Origin of the sequence: Rothia sp. P100 (genome assembly GCF_023712425.1) — a bacterium.
Taxonomy (GTDB): domain Bacteria; phylum Actinomycetota; class Actinomycetes; order Actinomycetales; family Micrococcaceae; genus Rothia; species Rothia endophytica.
On sequence record NZ_JAMAYG010000002.1, the window covers coordinates 219,853 to 238,427 of the forward strand.

17 protein-coding genes and 1 riboswitch are annotated in these 18,575 nt (G+C 54.7%); of the genes, 13 read left to right on the top strand and 4 right to left on the bottom strand.

Features of this window, described 5'->3' with window-relative positions; all coding sequences use genetic code 11:
* The first annotated feature begins 229 nt into the window (after positions 1-229).
* From M3668_RS05855 to M3668_RS05865, 3 genes are all read left to right on the top strand, one after another.
* Complete coding sequence (locus tag M3668_RS05855; protein WP_237202594.1) at positions 230-1,204, top strand: sce7726 family protein; 975 nt, start codon at positions 230-232, stop codon at positions 1,202-1,204.
* Positions 1,205-2,176: a sce7725 family protein gene (locus M3668_RS05860; protein ID WP_251379887.1), complete on the top strand. Its 972-nt coding sequence runs from the start codon at positions 1,205-1,207 to the stop codon at positions 2,174-2,176.
* A 125-nt stretch (positions 2,177-2,301) separates the two neighbouring features.
* Positions 2,302-3,249: an RES family NAD+ phosphorylase gene (locus M3668_RS05865; RefSeq protein WP_251379888.1), complete on the top strand. Its 948-nt coding sequence runs from the start codon at positions 2,302-2,304 to the stop codon at positions 3,247-3,249.
* 387 nt (positions 3,250-3,636) lie between these two features.
* On the opposite strand, the gene M3668_RS05870 is transcribed toward M3668_RS05865, so the two are convergent.
* Positions 3,637-4,467: an SDR family NAD(P)-dependent oxidoreductase gene (locus M3668_RS05870; RefSeq protein WP_251379889.1), complete on the bottom strand. Its 831-nt coding sequence runs from the start codon at positions 4,465-4,467 to the stop codon at positions 3,637-3,639.
* Between the two features lie 791 nt (positions 4,468-5,258).
* Between M3668_RS05870 and M3668_RS05875 the strand changes: the two genes are divergently transcribed.
* The 6 genes from M3668_RS05875 to M3668_RS05895 all read left to right on the top strand — a co-directional run bounded on the left by M3668_RS05875 (position 5,259) and on the right by M3668_RS05895 (position 10,750).
* The gene (locus M3668_RS05875) at positions 5,259-5,837 is read left to right on the top strand and encodes a hypothetical protein (protein WP_251379890.1); all 579 of its coding nucleotides are present in this window, start codon (positions 5,259-5,261) and stop codon (positions 5,835-5,837) included.
* A 141-nt stretch (positions 5,838-5,978) separates the two neighbouring features.
* The gene (locus M3668_RS11135) at positions 5,979-6,176 is read left to right on the top strand and encodes a recombinase family protein (RefSeq protein ID WP_353055969.1); all 198 of its coding nucleotides are present in this window, start codon (positions 5,979-5,981) and stop codon (positions 6,174-6,176) included.
* Positions 6,177-6,346: 170 nt separating this feature from the next.
* On the top strand, positions 6,347-7,264 hold the full coding sequence (locus M3668_RS05880) for a cytochrome (protein WP_251379891.1): 918 nt from the start codon (positions 6,347-6,349) through the stop codon (positions 7,262-7,264).
* 40 nt (positions 7,265-7,304) lie between these two features.
* Positions 7,305-7,931 carry a peptide deformylase gene (gene def, locus M3668_RS05885; RefSeq protein ID WP_251379892.1) on the top strand — a complete coding sequence of 209 codons (627 nt, stop codon included), beginning with the start codon at positions 7,305-7,307 and terminating at the stop codon, positions 7,929-7,931.
* A gap of 18 nt (positions 7,932-7,949) precedes the next feature.
* On the top strand, positions 7,950-8,876 hold the full coding sequence (locus M3668_RS05890) for a methionyl-tRNA formyltransferase (RefSeq protein ID WP_251380160.1): 927 nt from the start codon (positions 7,950-7,952) through the stop codon (positions 8,874-8,876).
* The gene (locus tag M3668_RS05895) at positions 8,873-10,750 is read left to right on the top strand and encodes an RsmB/NOP family class I SAM-dependent RNA methyltransferase (protein WP_502948954.1); all 1,878 of its coding nucleotides are present in this window, start codon (positions 8,873-8,875) and stop codon (positions 10,748-10,750) included. The genes M3668_RS05890 and M3668_RS05895 overlap by 4 nt, the downstream gene beginning before the upstream one ends.
* Positions 10,751-10,985: 235 nt before the next feature.
* On the opposite strand, the gene M3668_RS05900 is transcribed toward M3668_RS05895, so the two are convergent.
* Positions 10,986-12,338 (bottom strand): Na+/H+ antiporter family protein, encoded by a 1,353-nt coding sequence (locus tag M3668_RS05900; protein ID WP_251379893.1) that lies wholly within the window; start codon positions 12,336-12,338, stop codon positions 10,986-10,988.
* Positions 12,339-12,500: 162 nt separating this feature from the next.
* Between M3668_RS05900 and rpe the strand changes: the two genes are divergently transcribed.
* Positions 12,501-13,166: a ribulose-phosphate 3-epimerase gene (gene rpe / locus M3668_RS05905; protein WP_251379894.1), complete on the top strand. Its 666-nt coding sequence runs from the start codon at positions 12,501-12,503 to the stop codon at positions 13,164-13,166.
* 70 nt (positions 13,167-13,236) lie between these two features.
* Positions 13,237-14,037, top strand: coding sequence for a hypothetical protein (locus tag M3668_RS05910; protein ID WP_251379895.1), 801 nt, complete (start codon positions 13,237-13,239; stop codon positions 14,035-14,037).
* A 4-nt stretch (positions 14,038-14,041) separates the two neighbouring features.
* Here M3668_RS05910 and M3668_RS05915 read toward each other — a convergent pair whose 3' ends face one another.
* On the bottom strand, positions 14,042-14,734 hold the full coding sequence (locus tag M3668_RS05915; RefSeq protein WP_251379896.1) for a DUF6318 family protein: 693 nt from the start codon (positions 14,732-14,734) through the stop codon (positions 14,042-14,044).
* A 204-nt stretch (positions 14,735-14,938) separates the two neighbouring features.
* A complete protein-coding gene (locus tag M3668_RS05920) occupies positions 14,939-16,300 on the bottom strand; it encodes an MFS transporter (protein ID WP_251379897.1) in 1,362 nt (453 codons plus the stop codon).
* Between the two features lie 206 nt (positions 16,301-16,506).
* Positions 16,507-16,640: riboswitch (FMN riboswitch) on the top strand.
* 144 nt (positions 16,641-16,784) lie between these two features.
* Here M3668_RS05920 and pnuC point away from each other — a divergent pair.
* Both pnuC and ribD read left to right on the top strand, forming a co-directional pair.
* Entirely contained in the window at positions 16,785-17,492 is a 708-nt protein-coding gene (gene pnuC / locus M3668_RS05925) for a nicotinamide riboside transporter PnuC (protein WP_251379898.1), read from the top strand.
* Positions 17,492-18,571, top strand: coding sequence for a bifunctional diaminohydroxyphosphoribosylaminopyrimidine deaminase/5-amino-6-(5-phosphoribosylamino)uracil reductase RibD (ribD, locus tag M3668_RS05930; protein ID WP_251379899.1), 1,080 nt, complete (start codon positions 17,492-17,494; stop codon positions 18,569-18,571). The genes pnuC and ribD overlap by 1 nt, the downstream gene beginning before the upstream one ends.
* The last annotated feature ends 4 nt before the right edge of the window (positions 18,572-18,575 follow it).

An 18,575-nucleotide genomic window follows, 5' to 3' on the forward strand; every position in this document is an offset into this window, starting at 1 on the left:
CATGGATCTTTAAAAAGATCAGCCCGGATACGTTGTTGTTCCTGGTCCGCGGCTGATGTTGGGAGTTACATCAGCAGATAAGAGGAAATCTAATGACTTAGCGTATGGATGGCCGGGGTATTCACGAAGTCTGCTGTAGACTTCCGATTTCCCGCCGCAATCAGCAGGTTGCGATTATCATATATCCTGAGTAGGTAGTGTTAAAGAAAGATGATACTTATAGTTGAGCATGACTAGCTTGTTTTTTTTAGAACAAAAATGCCACTATTACGCTAGTCAGTTGATTCCCTATGCAATGAAACAGTCTTCGGAAGGTGCCCAAATGTTTACCCAAGATGCTCTTCTCCTGGAGCGCATCTTCTCACCCACGATTTTTACGGATTTTGCTAAGCACCAGAAATCTGCTTTTTTCTCCAAGATTGTCTCGTCAGAAGCTTACCGAGAAAAATTCGATACCCAGTTCTCCGTCGGAAAAGCATTCGATCAAGCTTTCTCTTTACTCGCCCAACCCGGCACACGCAACGAATACATCTATAAAAACACCATCGCCGAAAAGATCCTTCTCGGCCGCCACTCACTGAATACAGCTGTACTCGTCCAGGAAATGCGAGCGCTACGTTCCAAAGCAGACACCGTTATCTTCAACGGAACTTCCACTGCTTATGAAATAAAATCCGATCGCGATTCACTCGCTCGACTACCTATACAAGTAGAGGATTATCGAAAAGTCTTCGCCAAAGTCATAGTAGTAGCTGATGCAAAGCACCTTACGACATTAGAGAAAATTCTCCCTGCTGACGTCGGCATACTAGAACTGAATAAAAAGCTATCTTTATCCACAATCCGTCAAGCAGAACAAAGTCTTAGCACTCTCGAGAAACCAGCAATACTTGATGCTTTAAAACTTTCTGAACTTCAGATGATGCTCAATGACCTAGGCTGTGAAAAGCCTACGGTGCCCAATACTCGGCAGCGACGTGTTTATACTGAGATTCTGAGTGAATTTCCTGTGGAACAGCTACATGCTTCTATGGTGAAGACGGTGAGAAGTTCTCGTTCGCAGGCGTCCATGAGTAGTTATCTCTCTCAGCTACCTCAATCGTTATATGCAGCAGCTTTACGTTCTCACCCTTCTGCTACGCAAAAAAACCATATACTAAAGGCAATACAAACCCCACTGTACGAAGCTGTTAGTTGGTCTTAGATGTACTACCCAATTCTCCGGGGCAAGCAATTTGAGCTTGCTGCTATCCGTGACCTTGCCAAAGCCGATACCCTTAGATCGGATAAAGTGTTCCCGATCATTGAGCCCGTAAGAGCAAATCTTTCTACATTGCAAAGAACATTAGAGGTTCTAGAGAGCAAAGGCATCTCATCAGGTTTTATCTTTAACCCCCGTGTGGGTGAGTTAGTTCAAGAGGATCAGACACTCTCGACGTTATATCAGGAACACTTCGCAGCTTCTGATCCAGTAATTCACCCTGTTCTAGTTGTGGGAGGTTCAACGAATGCAGACGATATTGAGAGCTACAGGTATAGCGTCTCTAGTGAAGACTCCCGCCCTCTATATTTTCTACATGACTCAGCAGTTGAAGATGCCCAGGCGCTATCAAAGCTAGTTTCATTGTCTGCTCAAAACTCACAGGTTGTACATCTTTTTGAAGATGAAAACACTTCTACCCTCTATCGTAGAAAATTTAGTGACGCTCAGTGGATTCTTCTCCAGGATGGGTTTATCTCAGAGGAACGCAATAAAGACTATAAGGATAAAGATCTCTTCACTGATCTCCATGTAGTTTACGAAGATCTTAAACTATCTGGATTTGGCGACTATCAAATTGTGGGTTCAGGATACAGAGAATCTGGTGGACCGGCTTACGCTGTTGCGTTGCATCTGACCTATATTGACCCCGCACAAGATGATGTGATGTTTGTTCGACATTTTGTCTCGGATTCAAATGAGACCTTCGCTGACCCCGGTAATAAATTCTCTGAGGCGTTGGATAAGATGATCACTTTTCTAGACAAGCATCCTGTCTTGATTTATGAAGGAAAAGCGGTAGCGGAGTTCCGGGACCTTCATACCAGAGGACACTTCCCCGGCCTGGGGTTCGTAAAAAAACTATCAATTCAGCACCACATAGAGCTGGTAGATTCCTACCTTTCAGGTAAGTAATACTGCCAATGGGTAACCAATATTGTAACCTCTGTCTAGGTGATGACCTGTTCAAAGTGTTGGACCCCAATACCTGGTCTTTTTCAAGCAAGGCTTGTTGTTGCTGTGATTCAACCAACTAAAAGTTGGTAGGTGTTGATCAACTACCCGATTATTTTGAATGGGCACGTGTCATCTATCGGCCTACTGAAAAAGCTGAGGGAAAGCCCTTGCTGTCCTGGCTGAAATCAGACTGGGGGCTATTATCTACTCTTTATACTTCGCAGGCTAATCTGCTCTTACAGGATATTGTTTCTGGCGATACATTTGATGTGTTAGCGAACCTGTTACCTGATTCTTTAGAGGATGAGAAGAATTCAGAGCGATGGAGAGAGCATAAAGAGGAGATACAGCATCGAAACCGATGGCCGCCTGGGGCTTTCGGAAGTGATGTCAGCCTCTTTGAAGAAGTCGTAAATTACCTGAGCAGATTAGAAGAGGCATCAGTAGCCGAAAATTACTATCGTGCACGGATTCATGATTCTGAAGAATCGTTTGAACCCAAGGACTTAGGTGCGCCTCCTCGTGAGAAAGCAGGCCATGGAAGGCTGAACCCTGCTGGTATTCCTTATCTCTATCTTGCTTCTGAAAAGTCAACGGCGATAGCGGAAGTCCGTCCTCACCCTGGACAGAAAGTCGTAACTGCCAGTTTTCAGATAGATACGGTGGAAAATGAGGGCTTGAAAATTGCAGATCTTGTTCAGGTTGCCTCGTTATTTTCCCCATTTGATTATCTTGAATCTACCCCAATTTTGAGGGCTAGAGATTTTCAAGAAATGGTACGGGAGATTGCTGATGAGTTCTCACGTCCGGTGCGTCCAGATGCTGCACCTTACAGGTATGTTCCGACCCAGTATCTCTGTGAACTCCTAAAAAGAAAAGGATTTGATGGGGTAGCTTATTCTAGTGCTCTTGCCGAGGGGCACAATCTTGTTTTGTTTGAACCAGAAAAGTTCACAGCCCAGCCAGAAACTTTACAAGAACACGATATAAGCTCAGTACATGTGGACTATAGAACATTGAAGAAGTTCTGAATGAAGAAAACCATTATTCGAGAACTAGGCGAAGTTGAACGGTCAGATGCGTATATCCCTGTCTGTCGGAACCATCTGGTGGATGGAAATCTCAAGAGGCAGGTGCGCAAAGACGTTTAGGGCATGTCAACCAGCGAGGTCGTGGCCCATTTATAAGTCTCCTGGCCGCCGGTAGAGCGCTGAGACGGCCGCTACAAGGGCGGAGAGTCGTCAGAGAGGCGTTGGCGTGGCTAAATAGACGCTCGATAAGACCGCAAAAGGATATCGACGCTAGATTGTCTACTTTGAGACCACCACGTGTCGCACCTTGAAACCCTGAGTGGCACGGCATCGAGGGACATCGTGCCTGACTAAGGGCAGACGGCGAATATTTGAGGGTGCAGCGGATTAGTTCGTGGTCTGGAACCCTGGCTGTCGCCTATAATCCTGTTGGCGTTGATCAAGAACCATGCGAATCTGGTCGACAGAGTCTTCGCCAAGGACTAAACGCAGGGGACCCTCTTGCGCAACGACGTGATTGAAAATACCCTCGGCTATGACCTCCGGCGACGACCCACCGCCCGTGGCACCAGGCTCGTTTGGCCAGGGTACAACGGCGGTACCAAAGAGCTGTTCGCGTAACTCGTCATAGGCGGGGATCGGCGTGCTGAACTGCATCCCGGTGGTTGCCCAGCAGGTATCCATAGAGCCGACCTCGACGAGAGTGACTCGCACACCCTGGGAGCGAACCTCACCTGCCAATGCCTCGGTAAAGCCCTCGAGGCCCCACTTCGCAGCATTGTAGGTACCGAGTAGGGGCATGGCCCCGACTCCGCCTGTTGACGAGATTTGCACAATGTGACCGCCGCCCTGGGCACGCATCAGCGGAAGCGCTGCCTGCGTGAGCCACAAGGGGCCGAGAAGATCGACGTCAAGGATTGCCCTCACCTGCTTCTCGCTAACTTCCTCGATAGCACCGACGAGACCATAGCCCGCGTTGTTCACTAAGACGTCGAGTCGACCCGCGGCTGCGTGCGCTGCGTGCACAGCCCGTTGGCAGTCTTCTCGGTCTGCCGGATTCAACCGCAATACAGTCAGTGAGGGGTGATGCAGGGGGAGGTCACCACTGCGACTCGTGGCCATAACGCGATCACCAGCTGCCAGCACCCGCTGGGTCAAGGCAAGACCCAAGCCGCTACTTGCGCCGGTGATGAACCAAGTGTTTTTTGTTGTAGACATGACTCTAATTAAAGCACCACATGAGATGCTGTGCCTAGTTTCTATACATTCAGGTATAGCTCATCCTGACACACCGCCGCTTGGTGAGAGCGTATCACGACGTATTTACTAATCAGGTGGGGCACTGAAGCCAGTTAGCTCCAAGCTCAGTAAACCAGCTCCGCATTTATTTTGCGCCTAGACTAATACCCCGGCAACATCACGACTCATAAGGGTATAGGTCAAACCATCTGAAGGTGTAAAGATACCCGCTGGAACCAAATCGCTGACGATTATCCCAGCGTCGATCATGGATGTTCGGGTGACGCGAAGGATGTAGGTGGCTACGCGGTCTTGGAAGAGGATGTCGTTGAGGTCTATGTTAACGGCTGAGCAGTCTTGGTGAGCAGTCTTGCGCTGGGGGGGGGGGGGGGGGGAGCCAGCTGGTAGACGGGTTTCTGGGGCTTTGAGCACCACCGAGGTGGTGCTTGCGCGCTTGGTGATTATGTGTATTTACATAGCGAAACGATAGTATATATGTTCTATTATTTATAGAATACATATACTATGAGAATATGATGGAAATTGAAGGAGCGTTGGGGCTGTATCAAGACGGAGTTGACACCTGTTTTGATACAGGATCGACGCCGTTGGATAGAGCAGTTCGGCATGAAACTCAAGCTATATCGTAAACGACCGGCTCTGAAGACAAAATTTTATATGTGCCAAGGCTCTGGGTATTGTCCTCGTAAATCTGACCTCTAAAAATTTAAGGAGATTTAATCAAGGCTATTGATGAGACTTTGGCAGGTGTGAGCAATGCACTAATGGGCACTATTTTTGGGCGAGGTATAAATATATTAGTCCTGCTCTACACCTATTTATGGGTTCTTTTTGGCAGGTCCATAGCTCCTCTCAACTGGCTTGATTGGCTGTTAAATAGTTTTTTTGGAGCAAGCCCCACCTGGCTGACAGTTGCTTCAGCCGCTATGCGCAATGGTAATGCTGAAGGTACAGCATGGGCTTTGGTTTGTATTGCAGCAATCATAATCGTTATTCATGGAACGTTTATTAATAGAGGGAATCTGTACATACTGACTTTTGTAACGCTTCTTTTGTTGTGCTCTGTGCAAATATCAGGAAATCTATGGGGCACATATCTCAGCTATTTAGGTCTCACCTTAATACCTGTAGCCATAGCTTTTATCAGATGCTGGCTTCAAAAGGGCGGTAGCATCTGGGCATCTTTCGAAAATGTAGGGGACTGGTGGTTTTCATGGATGATGGGACCCGCTATTCACCTAGGATTGGCGACTGTAGGTCTTTGGGTAATTTTCTATAGTGTTCTGGGTAATGAGTATTTGCCTCTTGACCCAGAAAGCTCCAGATGAAAATAGGCTACTGTCGCATATCCACCCGTGAACCAGTAGAACTTCTTGATAGTCAGGAGAAGACTCTGATGGATTACGGGTGTGAATGCTTCTGTAAAGATGTTGCTTCCGGGTTTAAGGCTTAACGTCCGGGCCTTATTGATGCACTTATATTTCGCGCGGGATGGCGACACTATTGTCGTGACTCGATTTGATTGCTTAGGTAGAACAACGTTAGATACCTTGCGAACAGCTCGGGATTTAGACCAACGCAACATCAAGCTCCAAGCCCTGGATATAGCTACTTCTACTCAGGCAGGACGGCTTGTGCTAAAAAAGATAGCCTCCCTTGCTGAGTAGGAACATGATGTACTTTGATTGAGCCAACCAGAGATGGTATAGCATATGCCCGCTATTATGATGTTAGGGGAGTAGCTGAGCTAACCCTGCCACCCCCTTAGCAAGTGCGAGCGCGCCGCGTATAATCGATAGAGCGCCAACCGGCGCGGCTCCCAACCCGTCAGGACACCATGACCACTCCTATGCTCGCTAGCGCCACCGATTACGGTCGCATGTACGCGCGCGAAGTGGGCGGTGAGCTACTGGTTCCTTCGATTACTACGGTGATTGGGCAGCAAGCCAACGACCTGAGTGGTTGGCACGGCTACATGGCTGCTAAGGCGGCGCTGGAAGACCAGCGCTCCTACAGGGCCAGCAGTTCAGCTGGCCTTAAGTTTGCGGTCATTAGAGATGCTGCCTCCGCCTCCGAACGCTTTAGGGATGCCGCCGCAGCCCGCGGGGACCGCGTGCACAACTATGCTGAGCAAGTTGCCCTGCGAGCCATGGGGCAGCCCCACGAAGTAGAGGGACACCGCGAGAACCTCATTGCTCACGGGGAGCAGGCTTTTGCTGATCGTTTTGACGAGTGGTGGGAGCTGTACCGCCCCAAGCCCCTGGCCACAGAAGTGACTATTTGGAATGAGACCGTAGGTTACGCCGGCACCCTAGATTTGGTCGCTGAGATTGCTGGGCACACCTGCATCATCGACTACAAAACCAAGGGCACCGACCGCAAGGGTCGGGTCAAGCCGTTGGACGACAAAGTGGTCATGCAGCTGGTTGCCGGTCTCAAAGCTGAAGAAGCGCTGGTCGATGCAGAACAGGGCGACTGGGAGCCCTGGAAGCATGGTGAAGCCCCTATCTTGATGGGCGTTGCTCTGGGCGAGACCCAGGTGGTGCCTCAGCAGGCTAACCCTCATCTCCTGAAAAGCAACTGGTTCAAGTTCTGCGCCCTCAAGCGCGTGTGGGACTACAATCGGGAGCTGACCGAGGCCGATCACGAGGCGCTCATGCCGGTGATTCCACCGCCCACCCCCAAAGAGCTGGCAGCAGCAGCTCACGTCGCTGCAAGTCAGCTTGAAGAGACTCCAGACGCCGCGGCGTCCTGATCCTGGCCCCCTGAACCCCTAGATAAGAGAAAAGAGCCCCATGACCATCCTGTCCATTCGAACCGTTGGCGACCCGGTGCTGCGCACCGCCTGCGAGGAGGTCACCGTCTTTGACGCTGACCTAGAGAAGCTGATTGCTGACATGCTCGAAACCATGTACAACGTGGGAGGGGTAGGTCTGGCAGGCCCACAGGTTGGTATTTCTAAGCGCATCTTTACCTTTGGTGGCATTGATGACCGCGAGGGACACATTATTAACCCCGTGCTAGAGACCGGGCAAGAGCCGCAAGAAGGCGGTGAAGGGTGCCTGTCGGTACCCGGCGTATCTGCCGAAACACCCCGTAAAAATTGGGCACGGGTGACCGGCGTGGACTGCTACGGTGAACCGGTGATATACGACGGTGAGGGGTTGTTTGCCCGCATGCTTCAGCACGAAACTGACCACCTGGGCGGGACCATGTTCATCGACCGGCTGGTGGGCGAAGAGAAGAAAAATGTCTGGCGCAAAATCCGCCAGAACAACTACAACGACGTCGCCGCTGCCGTGCAGGGGGAGCGCGCCGCTCACTTAAGCTCCGTCTTCGGAGCAACTGGTGGTTCTTTTGGCACAGCTCAGCCAGGAACCACGCAGAGCGGTAGCGCTCAACCCGGTTCTTTCGGTATCTAGGCAGAGACAGAGAAGATGATGAAAGTTATTTACGCTGGAACGCCGCAGATCGCGGTGGCCCCGCTCGATGGTCTGCTGGAGGCAGGCTACGAGGTCGTAGCTGTACTGACCCGCGAGGACGCTCCGGTAGGACGCAAGCGCGTGCTCACCCCCTCACCCGTTGCTGCCCGAGCGACTGAGCTAGGCATCCCCGTCATTAAGGCCAACCGCTGGGATGACGAAACCCAGGATGCTGTTGCGGCGGTGGGTGCCGATATCGCCGCAGTCGTTGCCTACGGCGCTATCCTGCCCGCCCGCGCCCTGGATCTTCTGCCTCACGGCTGGATCAACCTGCACTTTTCTGCTCTTCCTGCCTGGCGCGGTGCTGCACCGGTGCAGCGAGCACTTATGGCGGGGGAGACCGAGATTTTCTCTAACACCTTCCGCATCGAAACCGGGCTGGATACCGGCCCTGTTTTCGCCACCGAATCGGCGCTGGTGGGGCCTGAAGATAGTGCTGGCAGCATGCTAGAGAAACTGGCGTCCACTGGCGGTGCCCTGCTTGCTTCAACCTTTGCTGAGATTAAAGCTGGTGCTACGGGAATACCCCAGACCGGCGATCCTACCCACGCCGCGAAGCTCACCATTGCAGACGGCAAAGTTGACTTCACACGCAACCGGGCAGACATCATTGCACAGGTACGAGGTGTAACCCCCGAACCCGGTGCCTGGTGTGAATACGCTGGTGCCCGCTTGAAGCTGGGCCTCCTTTTGCCCAGCGACGCGCCAGCAGAGGGTGCGCCCGGTACCGTCCGTCTAGTCGCCAAAAAACCCGTGGTCACCTGTGCAGATGGCAGTCTAGAACTAACTCAGGTACAGCCTTCGGGCAAGAAAATGATGAACGCAGCTGACTGGGCACGAGGCCTTGGCTCAGCACTCACCGAACAGAAAGTAGTGCTGGCATGAGCATGAACGCAGGCGGCGCTAGCCGCAACCACCAGAACCGAGACGGCAACCAGAGCCGCGGTGCTGACCGATCAGGGCAAAACCGTGCAGGCCAGGGCCGCAGCGGTGCCCGCACATTCGATGATCGACGTAGCGATAGCCAGCCCCGCCGTGACCGGGACGACCAGGGCTATAACAGCAGGCGCAACGACAGTTCAGAAAGACGGGGCTACCGCGGCGAAGAACGTAATAATGAAGGCCGCGGGGGCTTTGGTGCCCGCGGCGGTAACCGACGCGGTGGCGAGGGCCGCCCGGATTCCCGTGGTGGCAATCGAGATAACCAGGGGGAGCGTCAAGAGTTTAAGCGAGATGGAGGGGGAGAAACCCGCCGTAATGTCCAGGGCCGGGAACGTAACCGTCGCGGGCAGCATGAGCGTGACTTCAGTGCCTCTGCCCCTTCCCAGCGTGCCCGCAGCGGTGATGCTGCCCGTACCGCAGCTTTTGAGGTTCTGGTAGCTGTAGCTACTGAGGATGCCTACGCTAACCTGGTTCTACCCAAAACCATCCGTGCCTATCATCTAGACCAGCGAGACGCCGGTTTCGCTACCGAACTTACCTACGGCACCCTGCGTAACCAGGGCACCTATGATGCCATTCTGGCGCATTGCGTGGACCGTGAAGTAGCCAGAATTGGCACCAAGATTCTGCTGGTTCTGCGTCTGGGCGTCCACCAGCTGCTGGCTATGCGCGTGCCCGATCACGCCGCCCTCAACCAGACCGTTGCCCTGGCCCGTGCCGAGATCGGCACCGGCCCAGCCAACTTTGTGAACGCAGTGCTCCGCAGGGTCTCAGAACGTAGCTCCGAAGAGTGGCATCAGCTCATTAGCAACGAGGCCACCGATGATCTTCAGCGCATGGCACTGGATAAGTCCCATCCAGCTTGGATTGTGCGCGCCTTCCGCCAGTCACTGGCTGCCCACGGCAGGAAGCCCGCCGAAATTGAGGCACTGTTGGACGCTGATAACGCGGCTCCCACGGTCAACCTAGTGGAACTTCCCGGTCTGGGGTCCCTGGATGAGGCTCGCTCCAAGGGTGCTGAAGACGGCACTTTAGTTACAGGTTCAGCTCTCTATTCATCAGGCGATCTTGCCCGCCTAGATTCGGTGCGTGAGGGTACTGTGCGCGCCCAGGACGCCGGATCCCAGCTGGTGGCTCGCGCGCTGGCTCAAGCTGAACTTCAGGGTGAGGACTCCAATTGGCTTGATCTCTGCGCCGGCCCCGGTGGTAAGGCTGCCCTGTTGGGCGTCCTGGGTGCTCAGCGCGGTGCCCGACTGTTGGCTAATGAGTCAGCTGCGCACCGTGCTCGCCTGGTTGAGCAGTCACTGCAACCCTTGCCCGCTGGTTCCTATAGCGTGGTGACCGGCGATGGACGCCAGATCGAAAAGACCGCAACTGGTCAGATGTTTGACCGCGTGATGGTCGATGTTCCCTGCTCTGGTCTGGGTGCCCTGCGTCGCCGCCCCGAGGCTCGCTGGCGTAAAACCCCGCGAGATATCGCCGAGTTGCTGCCCCTACAACTGGACCTCTTCAAGGCTGCCGCATCAGTCACCCGCCCAGGCGGTCTCATTGCCTACGTGACCTGCTCACCGCACATGGCTGAAACCCAGAACATTGTGCACGATATTCTTCGTACCGGGCAGGTTGAACTGCTTGATTCAGCAGCTGCCCTGCGAGCAGCTGCTCTCACCGATGAAGCGGGCACCAGCGTCCTGACCGGTGATCTTGACCCGGGCTTCACCCCGGACGACAAGAGCCCGGCCGCCACCACCGGCCAGCTCTGGCCTCACGTGCACGGCACAGATGCCATGTTCTTTGCACTCTTCCGCAAGAAGTAGCAAGAACTTACCGGCTAACCACCAGGATTCACTACTGCGGACGTGCACAGCGGCGGCAAGCTGACCCTCTCGCCTGGTTCGCTTCGCTCACTAGGGCGATTCACGCCGCCCCGAGCCAGCTTCGCCGCGCACAGCACTGTCCGCTATTTTTCCTGGTGGTTAAGCCCGCCCTCAAGCATATAAATAACTCCCGGCAGAGCATGCCGGGAGTTATTTTTGTTTGTCTACTGGCTGGCTAGAGAACCATGGCAGCTATCCAGCCGGCCGCCAGAAGGGGCAGGTTGAAGTGTAGGAAGGTGGGAATCACTGAGTCGCGAATATGGTCGTGCTGCCCATCCACGTTCAGACCCGCGGTGGGGCCCAGCGTTGAATCGGATGCAGGGGACCCGGCATCACCTAGAGCGCCAGCGGTGCCGATGATGGAAACTGTTGCTAGAGGGGAGAAACCCAGCGCCAGGCAGAGGGGCACGTAGATAGTGGCAATGATGGGCAGCGTGGAGAAGGAAGAACCGATACCCATGGTGACGATGAGACCGACCACCAGCATCGCTATTGCCGCTGCGCCCTTGTTTCCTGCAAAGAGGTCAGCTACCACGGTCACCAGGGGGTCCACGGCACCGGTGGCATCCATGACCGCTGCGAAACCCTGGGCTGAAATCATGATGAAGCCGATGAGCGCCATCATGCGCATACCGGCAGTGAACACGTCGTCGGCTTCACGCCATTTGACGGCACCGGTCAGCATGAAAATCATGAGACCAACCAGGGCACCTACCAGAAGGGAGTTAGCTTCGGTGCCCATGCTCTGCATGATGACCTGAACCGTAAAAGTAGCAATGATCGCGATGATCGCTACGATGATACTGAAGCGGGAAGGCTCTTTAGTCTCATAGTCGGTGGGGGCAAGATCGATAGAGTGATAATTGCGGGGCTTTCGGTAGGTGAAAAAGACCGCGGTGAGCAAACCAATGACCATGCCCAAGGCAGGGATGCTCATTGCCTTCATGACGTTGATGCCGGCTACGCTCATGCCGGCAAGCTCGATGTTGCCGAGCAGAATATCGTTGAGGAAGATTGAACCGAAACCGACCGGGATAAACATGTAAGTGGTGACCAGGCCGAAAGTCAGCACGCAAGCAATGAGGCGGCGGTCAACTTTCAGTCGGTTGAATACAGCGAGCAGCGGCGGAATGATCAGCGGGATAAAGGCAATGTGAACGGGGATTAGGTTCTGGCTCATAATCGCCATGGCAAGGATTCCGACCAATAGCAGCCAGCGCATGGTGAACTCGATGCGGGCGTTGGCCTCGTTTGATTCGCTGCCGACCCTGCTAATGAGATGGTTAGCCAGGAGCTGCGGCAGACCAGAACTAGAGACGGCCATAGCGAACGCACCCAGCAGAGCATAAGAGAGGGCTAGCATGGCTCCGCCAGAGAGTCCATCTTGGTAGGCAACCATGGTGCCATCCAAGCCCAGGCCTCCGGCTAGACCGCCCACCAGGGCCCCGATAAAGAGCGCCAGGACCACGTGCACGCGCGCTGCTGAAAGCGCCAGCATAATGATTACCGCAAGCAAAACTGCGTTCATGAGAAACCTTTGTTGTGTGTAAAAGACCCTAAGAGTTTACCGCTCGCCGCGGAGGTAGAGCCCTGTAATACCGTCATATGACCTGTGACGGCGCTTATGTTCAGCGCTGCTCTAGCCGATAAGATAGAGAGAAGACCGGCCGCTAGTACAAGGGATCACCACATGACCTGCCACATCAACCCCTCCATTCTGAGTGCAGATTTCTCTCGACTGGGTGAGGAACTAACTGCGATTTCAACAGCTGATGCCGCCCATATTGACGTGATGGACGGCCACTTCGTGCCCAACCTGACGTGGGGCCTGCCGGTGGTTAAGCGGCTCAAAGAAGTTTCCCCGGTACCTTTTGATGTGCACCTGATGATTGAGGACGCCGATCGCTGGGCGCCGGATTACGCTGAGGTGGGGTGTGAGTCGGTAACTTTCCACGCTGAGGCTGCTATTGCGCCCATCAAACTGGCCCGCACTCTGCGCGAGAGCGGTGCTAAGGCGGGCATGGCGCTGAGGCCTGCAACAGCCGTTGAACCCTACCTGGATATGTTGATAGAGCTAGATATGCTCCTGATTATGACCGTTGAGCCTGGCTTTGGCGGCCAAAAGTTCCTTGATGTCACCCTGCCCAAGATTCGCCGTGCTGCCGCAGCTCTTGAGGGCTCTGATGCTCCGGTCATGGTGCAGGTGGACGGCGGCATCACCGAAGAAACTATTGTGCGCGCTGCAGAGGCAGGGGCTACGTGTTTTGTGGCGGGTTCATCGGTCTATGGAACCGATGATGTGGAAGCATCTATTGCCGGTTTGCGCCAAGCTGCCGCGTCCGCCCACCGTCACTAGATCATTTGACTCAACCAACCACAAGCCTTTGACCGCCTCGCGTGGCACAAGAACCGAAAACACAGGGACTATGAATATTGCTTTAGAGCAAGCAGACAGCGCGCTCACCGCAGCCCAGGAGCTCATTGAGGCAGGGCAGCTGACAGAGGCCCTGACCCATCTGGAAACTGCGATTGCAGGGTTTGAAGGGGCGGGGGAGAGCTACGGGTTGATTATCGCTCTGAAGGTAGCTTCAGAAACTAACAGGGACTTAGGTCATCTTGAGACTTCCCTTGAGCAGGTCAAGCGTGCGCACGGCGTCCTGATTGATATTAAACCTGATGCTGAGCAGGTGGCAGATTTTGCCACGGAGGTCGGGTCAATTTACGCCCAGATGGGGCAGCTGGTTGCTGCGCGCATCTGGTATGTGCAGGGGCTTTACGGCTATGAGGGGAGCGGGCGAACGCTGAACGCAGCCCATAACCTGACCTGTATCGCTGGCCTTGACCGGGCTGAAGGGGCTGAGGATAAAGCGCAGGAGATGCTGGCGGCCGCCTATGACCTTTATGAGGCAGAGCAGAAAGCTGACCAGATGATTCAGACCCGCCTGTCGATGGCTCAGGGGCTGGCGGCTCAAGGGAACACAGAAACCGCTCTGCTCTATCTCACCCAGGTACACCACAGCGCAGAGGAGCTGGGGGAGCAAGAACTGCTGGGGGCTATCCACCAGCAGCTTGCCCTAGTGCAGGCTCAACTAGGTAACACCGATCAGGCTGGTGACCACCTGGTTCAGGCTAAAAAACTCTTTGCAACTGTAGGGCTGTGGGAAGATGCTTCTTTTGCAGATGAGCTTCTATTCTCCCTGCAAAAAGGCCAGGAGAGCGGGCGGTGAGGAGCTAGGCTGGGGCGAAGAGCAGGTCCTCAATTATCCATCGCTCACCGGTGAAACGTGCAAAGATAGTCGCTGGTATACCCCTGGAGCCTTCCGTACATTCGTATGTTTCGGTGTGGTCTATTGTCCAGGATCCGCACTCACGGCCGTAGCGAACGTTCATGCTGTAGACACCGGGTCGCTCGGTTTCAGCAAAACTTTTTGGGGCAGGTTCGAGATACATAATCCCCCCTACAATCCAGCTGTCCTGCCGATAGACCTCATCGTAGGTGTCATACATTTCTACGAAGGCTGGCAGCGTCTTGCTATCAATAGCTGCTCTGGCTACCGCGCTATCACCGGTGGTTACGGCGTAGTTGTGGCTGACCATCCAATCCATCGTGGCGTAGCTGAGGCCCCGGGCAGTTAACTCGGTGGATTCATCGTAGATTTTGGGTTTTGGTGGGTTCTGCGCTGGAGCCTTATTTGTTGCCGGAGTGTAGACGCTATCCTCATGGTGAGAAGTGTTGTGGGTTGGTTCTGTTGCAGCAGTTGATGAGGGAGGCGAGCTTGAGGTGGGTGAGGCGCTGGTTACCGGCGTCTCCTCGGCGTTAGTTTCGGTGGACGCTGGGGGCGAGGTGAGCACTCCGCAGCCGCTGAGCAGCAGTGCAAAAGCAGCAAAAGCGGGGATAATTTTGGGTGCAGTAGAACGAAACATGATGTTTTCTCCGGAGTTGAGGTCTGCCTGAAACTGGGCTTCTTGTGTGCCCCAGTATTACCGGCGGAAAAGCGCCACGGCCAACAAAGCACCTCATCCACAGGGGATCTCAGAGAATAAACTGAAATGTGACACGTTTTTCTCTCATACCGCGAGACCATCCACAGCCCTCGTTCACCACCTCTTAGACCTAGCAGAAGGCTCTTAGCGAGCTTTCGTCTCCGGAAGAAATAGAGCCGCTGCTGCAGCTGTGCAGAAGGCGGCGGCAAAGACTGCAAAGAGACCGGTGACCCCTACCAAACCGACGAGCACCGGGACGATCAGTGGGGCGGCAATTGAGGCTAGGCGTCCGAAGCCAGCAGCTGCACCGGTCCCAGCTCCACGCAACTGAACCGGGTAAAGCTCCGGACCCACCGCGTAGAGAGCACCCCAGGCACCCAGGTTAAAGAAGGAGAGGAAACAGCCAGCGGTAATAATCATCCAGGGCTCAGTGGCTAGACCGTACGCCACGGCAGATAGCGCTGAACCTGCCAAGAAGGTGGCGAGGGTGGCGCGGCGCCCCCACGCTTCAATTAGCCAGGCGCTCACCGCATAACCGGGTAGCTGAGCCAGGGTCATGATGAGGGTAAAGGTAAACGACTTCACCAAATCAAAACCTGCTGCCACCAGTAGTGAGGGTATCCAGATAAAGGCCCCGTAATAGGCCAGGTTGACGCAGAACCAAATCACCCACAGGGCACCGGTACGACGTTTGAGTGCGGGCGACCAGATGGAGGTTGCTGCTTGGGCCCCAAGATCTGGGCTCTCCTCAATGATGGCTTGAGTGGTTTCAGAAGAAGCGCGCAGAGGCCGCGACCGCTCAAAACTTTCAACAACCTGTTGGGCTTCTTCGCGGCGTCCGCGGGACACCAAATAGCGCACTGACTCTGGCAAACCTAGCCGTACCACCGCTGCATACGCAGCCGGGATGCAGCCAAAAGCGAGGGCAAATCGCCAGCCGTTTTCAGAACTGCCTACGACGAAGGTCCCGATGAGGGCGGCAGCAATCCACCCTAGAGCCCAGAATGCTTCAAGAATGACCACCATGCGGCCGCGCACTCTGCGGGGTGAAAATTCAGAAATATAGGTGGAGGCAACCGGAAGCTCAGCGCCTAGACCCAGACCTACGATGAAACGTAGCACCAGCAAGGTGGTAAAGGTGAGGGCCAGAGCTGATAACCCTGTAGCCACCCCATAGACCAGAAGGGTGATGGCAAAAATGTGCCGTCTGCCGTACTTATCAGAGAGTTTTCCGCCAAAAGTTGCCCCCAGCGCCATCCCCAGAAAACCGAGAGAGGCAAGTAAGGAGGCTTGCCCAGGGCTAATCTGCCAGTGTGCTATCAGGGCAGCCATGACAAAAGAAATGAGCCCGATATCCATGGCGTCAAGAGCCCACCCAATACCAGTTACTCCTAAGAGGCGAGCATGACGCCGGGTGACGGGCAGTTGATCTAGGCGGTCATTGAGGTCATCGGTGGACGCCGGGATGCTGGCTAGTGTACCCGGTGGGAGGTTGTGGGAGGGCATAGGAAACATTTCTCAAAGGTAATAAAGTCACCATGACTTTATCCCAGAGCGGTGGTTAAAACCTAGCGGAACGCCTCTATAAGACAGTATATTTCATGGCTTTTAACCCCGCCAAACAGTAGGGAATCCCTCAACGATAATTGGTGGCGGTCAACAAGGGAATAGAAAGGGGTGCTGCTGTGCTATAACTGAAACATAAATAAAAAATCGTGCTCCGGGACCCGGTGAAAATCCGAACCTGCGGTGACAGCCCGCTAATTGACGGCACTCTTGAGTGCCCGATACCTGCAAGGTGAAATTCCTTGGCAGACAGTACAGTCTGGATGGAAGGTAGCACGAACAAACACTCGTCCCACTGTTATACCCGGTGGGGTGGGGTACCTGCACCGGCCAAAACCCAGTGCGCCGCTCAGCGGCGTCCTCAGTTTTAGCCTCTGCCCGTAGTCCGTTTGTTCTCCCGGAGCCACCAGCATAAGGGAAACATATGGATTTTCTACGGTGGCTCTTCGACGCTCAAATAGCGATTGGTGATAATCAATCCCTATTGGTGCGCGAAGTCCTTGGCAACATTTTTGGCCTGCTTTCGGCCTTGGGCGGTATGCGCCGCAAGGTGTGGGCATGGCCGGTGGGCATTATCGGTAATCTTCTGCTCCTCACCGTTTTCTTGGGTACCCTCTTTGGCACGAGCTACGGCACCTCTAACCTGCTGGGGCAAGCCGGGCGTCAAATCATGTTCATTGCCGTTTCAATCTGGGGCTGGTACCGCTGGAACCAAACGCGTCATAGCGGCAGTACCCAAGCTGCCGTCATTCCCCAGTGGGCTAGCTGGAAAGAACGCCTCTTCATGATCGCTTTCATGCTGATTGGTACTGGCGTGCTGACCCCAATCTTCCGTGCCCTCGGCTCCTATGAGCCGGTGTGGTCTGACGCTTGGATCTTCGCTGGCTCCCTGCTGGCAACCTACGGCATGGCTAAAGGCTGGGTAGAGTTCTGGCTGGTCTGGGTAGCCGTTGATATCGTGGGTGTGCCCCTGCTGTGGAGCGCCGGCTACTACGCCAGTGCTTTTATGTACATCTTCTACGGTATCTTTACCCTCATTGGCTTCTTTGTATGGTGGCGCACCCGCAACCAGGAAGCTGCCCGTGTTCAGGTCGAAACAGCCTTCCCTGATCCCACGGTAGATGTCCGCTAATGCTAGGTAATATCGGGCAAGAACTCACCGACTCTCAGGCTATGGCTCTTGCTCTACATGCTGCCCGGTGTGGGCAGCGTGGTGCTAACCCCCTGGTGGGTGCGGTAGTTCTCTCCCCTGAGAACCGAGTGCTGAGCGTTGGTTGGCACCGAGGTGCTGGTACCCCTCATGCTGAAGCGGACGCCCTCGCCCGCGCTCACCAGGCAGGCACAGATCTGCGCGGTGCCCGCATGCTAGTCACGCTTGAGCCCTGCAACCATACTGGCCGCACCGGCCCCTGCTCTCATGCCGTGGCGGAAGCCGGAATCAGGGAGCTGATCTACGCTTACGCCGATACCACCGCTGAAGCCAGCGGCGGCGCCGACTATCTGCGGAGCCGCGGAGTTCAGGTAACCCACGGGCTGCTGGGACAAGAAGCCTATGAGCTAAACGCCCGATGGTTTGCCGCCGCCGGTCGGCGTCCTTTCATCACCGCCAAAATTGCCTCAAGCTTAGACGGCTTCATAGCGGCGGCTGATGGTAGCAGCCAGTGGATTACCGGCCCAGAAGCTCGCGCTGATGGGCACACTCTCCGAGCGCGGGTGGACGCCATTTTGGTGGGTACCGGCACAGTGAAAGCCGATAACCCCCAGCTCACCGCACGAATCGATGGGCAACTGGCACCCCGCCAGCCCCTGCGCGTTGTTATGGGCCATACCCTGCCGCCCCGCTCTCACCTTGCTGCTGAAACTCTCGCAGGTAAAGCACTTCACTTGGCTACCCGTGACCCGCGAATCGCTGCTGCTGAACTCTATCGCAGGGGAGTGCGCCACCTGATGATTGAGGGTGGCCCCACGGTGCTATCGGCTTTTTTGGCAGCAAATCTGGTCGATGAGCTGATCTGGTATCGAGCCCCGCTGCTTCTAGGAGTAGGACGCGCCGCCGTGACCGACCTTGGGGTCGATACCCTCAGCCAAGCCCACCACTGGCAACTCGATGATTTGGGGTTACAGCCTGCCCTCCGCCAGTTGGGTGCCGATAATGTCACCCATTTACTTCTTGCCGATCAGCAGGGTACCCCTGCGCCGTCCGAAAGGTAACCCA

Excerpts from the sequence above, each read along its gene's own strand:
- M3668_RS11135 (WP_353055969.1), top strand. The coding sequence starts at position 5,979 with ATGCACTTATATTTCGCGCGGGATGGCGACACTATTGTCGTGACTCGA.
- M3668_RS05900 (WP_251379893.1), bottom strand. The coding sequence starts at position 12,338 with ATGAACGCAGTTTTGCTTGCGGTAATCATTATGCTGGCGCTTTCAGCA.
- pnuC (WP_251379898.1), top strand. The coding sequence starts at position 16,785 with ATGGATTTTCTACGGTGGCTCTTCGACGCTCAAATAGCGATTGGTGAT.
- def (WP_251379892.1), top strand. The coding sequence starts at position 7,305 with ATGACCATCCTGTCCATTCGAACCGTTGGCGACCCGGTGCTGCGCACC.
- M3668_RS05855 (WP_237202594.1), top strand. The coding sequence starts at position 230 with ATGACTAGCTTGTTTTTTTTAGAACAAAAATGCCACTATTACGCTAGT.
- ribD (WP_251379899.1), top strand. The coding sequence starts at position 17,492 with ATGCTAGGTAATATCGGGCAAGAACTCACCGACTCTCAGGCTATGGCT.
- M3668_RS05915 (WP_251379896.1), bottom strand. The coding sequence starts at position 14,734 with ATGTTTCGTTCTACTGCACCCAAAATTATCCCCGCTTTTGCTGCTTTT.
- M3668_RS05880 (WP_251379891.1), top strand. The coding sequence starts at position 6,347 with ATGACCACTCCTATGCTCGCTAGCGCCACCGATTACGGTCGCATGTAC.
- M3668_RS05870 (WP_251379889.1), bottom strand. The coding sequence starts at position 4,467 with ATGTCTACAACAAAAAACACTTGGTTCATCACCGGCGCAAGTAGCGGC.
- M3668_RS05910 (WP_251379895.1), top strand. The coding sequence starts at position 13,237 with ATGAATATTGCTTTAGAGCAAGCAGACAGCGCGCTCACCGCAGCCCAG.
- M3668_RS05860 (WP_251379887.1), top strand. The coding sequence starts at position 1,205 with ATGTACTACCCAATTCTCCGGGGCAAGCAATTTGAGCTTGCTGCTATC.
- rpe (WP_251379894.1), top strand. The coding sequence starts at position 12,501 with ATGACCTGCCACATCAACCCCTCCATTCTGAGTGCAGATTTCTCTCGA.
- M3668_RS05920 (WP_251379897.1), bottom strand. The coding sequence starts at position 16,300 with ATGCCCTCCCACAACCTCCCACCGGGTACACTAGCCAGCATCCCGGCG.
- M3668_RS05895 (WP_502948954.1), top strand. The coding sequence starts at position 8,873 with ATGAGCATGAACGCAGGCGGCGCTAGCCGCAACCACCAGAACCGAGAC.
- M3668_RS05890 (WP_251380160.1), top strand. The coding sequence starts at position 7,950 with ATGAAAGTTATTTACGCTGGAACGCCGCAGATCGCGGTGGCCCCGCTC.